General features: G+C 74.1%; 3 protein-coding genes and 1 tRNA gene. 2 read left to right on the forward strand and 2 right to left on the reverse strand.

Features of this window, described 5'->3' with window-relative positions; all coding sequences use genetic code 11:
• Positions 1-677, reverse strand: a 677-nt coding sequence (locus tag VG276_17930) for a hypothetical protein (protein ID HEV8651213.1), incomplete at its 3' end; no start/stop codon positions are given.
• A 408-nt stretch (positions 678-1085) separates the two neighbouring features.
• Here VG276_17930 and VG276_17935 point away from each other — a divergent pair.
• The gene (locus tag VG276_17935) at positions 1086-1778 is read left to right on the forward strand and encodes a hypothetical protein (protein ID HEV8651214.1); all 693 of its coding nucleotides are present in this window, start codon (positions 1086-1088) and stop codon (positions 1776-1778) included.
• 42 nt (positions 1779-1820) lie between these two features.
• On the opposite strand, the gene VG276_17940 is transcribed toward VG276_17935, so the two are convergent.
• Positions 1821-3281, reverse strand: a complete 1461-nt coding sequence (locus VG276_17940; GenBank protein ID HEV8651215.1) for a hypothetical protein — start codon at positions 3279-3281, stop codon at positions 1821-1823.
• Positions 3282-3606: 325 nt separating this feature from the next.
• Between VG276_17940 and VG276_17945 the strand changes: the two genes are divergently transcribed.
• A tRNA-Val gene (locus VG276_17945) sits at positions 3607-3678 on the forward strand.
• The last annotated feature ends 2 nt before the right edge of the window (positions 3679-3680 follow it).

A 3680-nucleotide genomic window follows, 5' to 3' on the forward strand; every position in this document is an offset into this window, starting at 1 on the left:
CTGCGGGAGCCAAGGTCGCAGCCTCCGGCGGGCCGGTCCCCAGCGATGCTCGGGTTGACGCCGAGGAGCGTCCGCCCGGTGCCCCGGCAACGGCGGAGGCCAGACCGGCGCCGACCACCCCCGCCGAGCGTGACCAGCTCGCCGCTGGCGCGCCCATCGCGGCGGCCGGCGCGCTGGTCGCGGCGCCCGGCGCCGAGGCGGTCGCCGCGGAGCCGGCCCCGACCACCGAGCAGGAGCGACCCGAACCAGCCGGGGAATCGGCCGAGGCCTCTGAGGGCGAAGCGGCTGCAGGAGGGCCGACCGCGACTCGCGAACGACCAGCGGAGAAGTCCCCGGACCAGGCAGCGGTCGTGGAGGCCGCTGAGGCCGTCGACGCCGCTGAGGCCGCTGAGGCCGTCGACGCCGCCGACGCCGCCGACGCCGTGGAGCAGGCGACTGCCCCTGCCCAGGAACAAGCCTCGGCCGTTGGCGAGCAGCCTACCGAGGCGGGGCCACCCGCGGAGAGGCCGGAGCAGGCAGCGGCTGCCGAGCTGCCTGCCGCCGAGGTCGAGGAACGCACGGGCGCCGCTCCGGACGACAAGGCAGCGGGCACAGCGCCTGCGGCTGTGGCCGGGCTGGCCGCTGAACCTGAGGTTGCCGCTGAACCTGAGGTTGAGGTAGAGCCCTCGGCTTCGCAAGCGCCCGTGCCGCCCGCCGCGGGGAAGCCCACGCCCGAGGACCGGGCGCCGGCACCGGCGGCCACCCCTGCGGAGGACGGGCGGCCAGGGCCGCCAGGCGCTCCGCCAGCGCGAAAGCCAGACGCGAAGGGAGCACCCGACCGGGCCGTCCCGGCGGCCGTGTCTTCGGCCACCTCGGCTCAGGACCAGGTCGAGGTCGACAAGGAAGCCAGGGACACTACCCAGGCGGAGCCTGCTCCGGCGCCGAGGTGGCCATCGTTCGAGAAGACCGCCAGGCCAAGTCCAGCCGGGGTCCCGCCGGCCCCACCGCCACCGACCGGCACCAGGGACAGTCACGAGGCTGCCGCCAGCGCGCGGCCCCGCACGCCGGTGCCGCCGGCCGCGGCACCGGAACAGCCGTCCCCGCCGGTGATCCCAGCGCCGCCCGACCCGGCGACGCTGGCGCCCCCCAGGCCGAAGAAGGGCCGAGGGCTGCTCCAGCGCCTCACCGCGAGCCTGCGGCCCGAGACCGCCTCGAGCGAGCCCGGACAGGTCGCCGAGCAGGTCCCCGACCAGGCGGCCGACTTCGAGCGCCTGTCCAGCTCCATCGAGCAGGTCTCCGACGTCCTGGGCGACCAGCCGCTCGAGTTCTACGAGCGCGACCTGCCCCAGATCGCGGCGGCCGAGACCGCGAGGCGCGTGCGGGCCGATGTCGTCGTGCTCCTGCTCGACAACGGCGAAGGGTTGCTCGAGGTCTCGGGCGGGGTCGGGCTCACCCCTGCCGAGCGGCGCATGAACGTCGACTACAACCGCGACGTCATGCGCGAGCTGTTCCGGGCCGGGGTCGGGCTGGTGGAGGACACCGACCGGGTGCGGGGCGCCTTGGCCGGGATCCCGGGCAGCCGGGCCGAGACCCTGGTCATGGTGCCGCTGGTGCACGAGCGCCTCGGGTTCGGCGTGCTCATCGCCGGCCGCCGCCGCAGCCCGAACGGCCAGCCCACGGCGGTGTTCACCGACCAGGAGGTGGAGGCGCTGATGAACTTCGCTGACGACGCGGCGCCCTCCCTCCGGACAGCCGTGCTCCTCCGCCACCTGAAGCGGCAGCTCAAGCCGATCGAGTGATCCGACCGTGGGTGGGCGCGCCTGCACACGGGCACGGCCGGGTCAGCGCCGCACGTACACCCGCTCGTCGAGGCTCGCGAACGCGAGCCGCCACTGGTCCGACGCCGCGAGGTCGGCGACCAGCTCGGGCGTCTTGCGCGCGTCGGTGACCACGTAGGAGATGTCATGCGCGGCGAGCAGCCGCTGCGCGTCCCAGCGGCCGCCCGCGATCGCGTGGTAATCCTTCCAGAACTTGGAGGGAATCAGCTCGATGCGCGAGTCGACCGCCGGCTTGACCGCCGGGCCGAGGCGGAACTCGAGGTAGGAGCCCCACGACTGGTAGTTCAGCATGCGGCCCGGCTGCGGGTGGGCGGTGAGCCAGTCGGCCGTGGCCGCCGGCGCGAAGGCCAGCCGGGAAGCCGAGTGGGCCCCGGGCAGCAGCAGCGACCGGGTGCCGGGCGCGACCACCACGATGGCGGCAGCAAGGAGCAGCAGGATCGACCCGGTGAGCAGCGGCGTTCCCCTATCGGCCGCTGCCGGCCGCAGCTGTCGCTTCCGCGCCAGCGAGGCCAGGACGAGCGGGAGCGCCAGTCCCCACCACAAGCCAGCCCGGAGGGTCCACAGGGTGAGGGCGGTGAGCGGGATGATCCGGGCGACCTGGTCGGCGGCCCGGGCCGGTCCCCCGGTCCGGGCCAGGATGATGACGAGCACGGCAAGCGCGACGAAGAAGCCGGCGCCGGCCAGGTCACGGGCGGTCGGTGCCGCCCACTCGGTCACTCTGGCGGTGACGTCCGGGTTCGAGGGCAGGCCCGCTGCGTAGCGAAGCACGCCCACGCCCCACGGGTTGGCAAGCAGCGCGGCCGCGCCGGCCGCGCCGGCCAGGGCGAGGCGCGCCGCTGTGCGCCGGTCGCGCCTGCACAGCGCGACCACCGCCTCGATGCCGACGATCGCGAGCCCGACGACGAACGCGCCATGGACGTTGGCCCACACCACCATCAGCGGCGGTATGGCGGCCAGCGCCCAGGGTCGCCTCCTGGCCACCTCGAGCAGGTAGAGCTCGGCGGCGAACAACAGGACCGAGAGCATCTGCGGCCGGGCCGAGAAGATGAACAGCGAGCCGAGGTAGCCGACGAGCACCGCGCCCGCGATCACGCGCAGATTCCGGGTGCGTTCGCGGCAGGCCAGGATCACCAGACCCCAGGAAGCGACGGTCACCAGCGCGTTGACGACCACGATGAGCGGGAACCCGCCCAGGCGCCACAGACCGTAGAGCACGACCTGCGCGCCCCAATTCTGGTTGAGCCACGCCTGCCCGGCCGTCGTCCACGCGAACACGTCGGTCCGCAGCGGGGCGTGCGCTCGGACCATCAGCTCGCCGGCCCGGATGTGGTAGGCGAGGTCGATGGCGCTGGGAGTCACCGAGAGCTGCATGACGCCGATTGAGCCGAGCACGACCACCACCCACAGGCGGGGGAGCGTCAGCCAGCCCAGCCCCCGCGCCGGCTCGGCGTCTCCTGGGTCCATGGGGCCGCCAGCCGCTCGCTCGGCTGGCGGCCGATCGTCGAGGACGCCAGCGCCGCGGTGCTGGCCGTCGCCAGGAGCGCCCGAGCCACGTCGCCGGGGACGGCTCGGCCGCGTCGGTGCTCTCACCTGGCCAGCTCCTCCGATCGGATGCGGCGCCGTGCTTTCGGCACCGAGGATGACCCCGAGAAGCGTAAGAGCAGCTCACGCAGCCTGCATCCGTAGAAGTGCCCACCAGGTTCTGCGTACCCGCGCAGCCCGCCCAGCCCAGAGGCTGTCCAAGTCGATTGCGGCCGAGCAGCGAGGCTCGTTAGACTCCACGGTCCTGGGGCGTATAGCTCAGCGGGAGAGCGCTGCCTTCACACGGCAGAGGCCGCTGGTTCGAAACCAGCTACGCCCACC

Source organism: Actinomycetes bacterium, from assembly GCA_036000965.1.
Taxonomy (GTDB): domain Bacteria; phylum Actinomycetota; class CALGFH01; order CALGFH01; family CALGFH01; genus DASYUT01.

Bases quoted from the DNA above. Each gene is read 5' to 3' on its own strand.
- VG276_17940 (HEV8651215.1), bottom strand. From the start codon at position 3,281: ATGGACCCAGGAGACGCCGAGCCGGCGCGGGGGCTGGGCTGGCTGACG.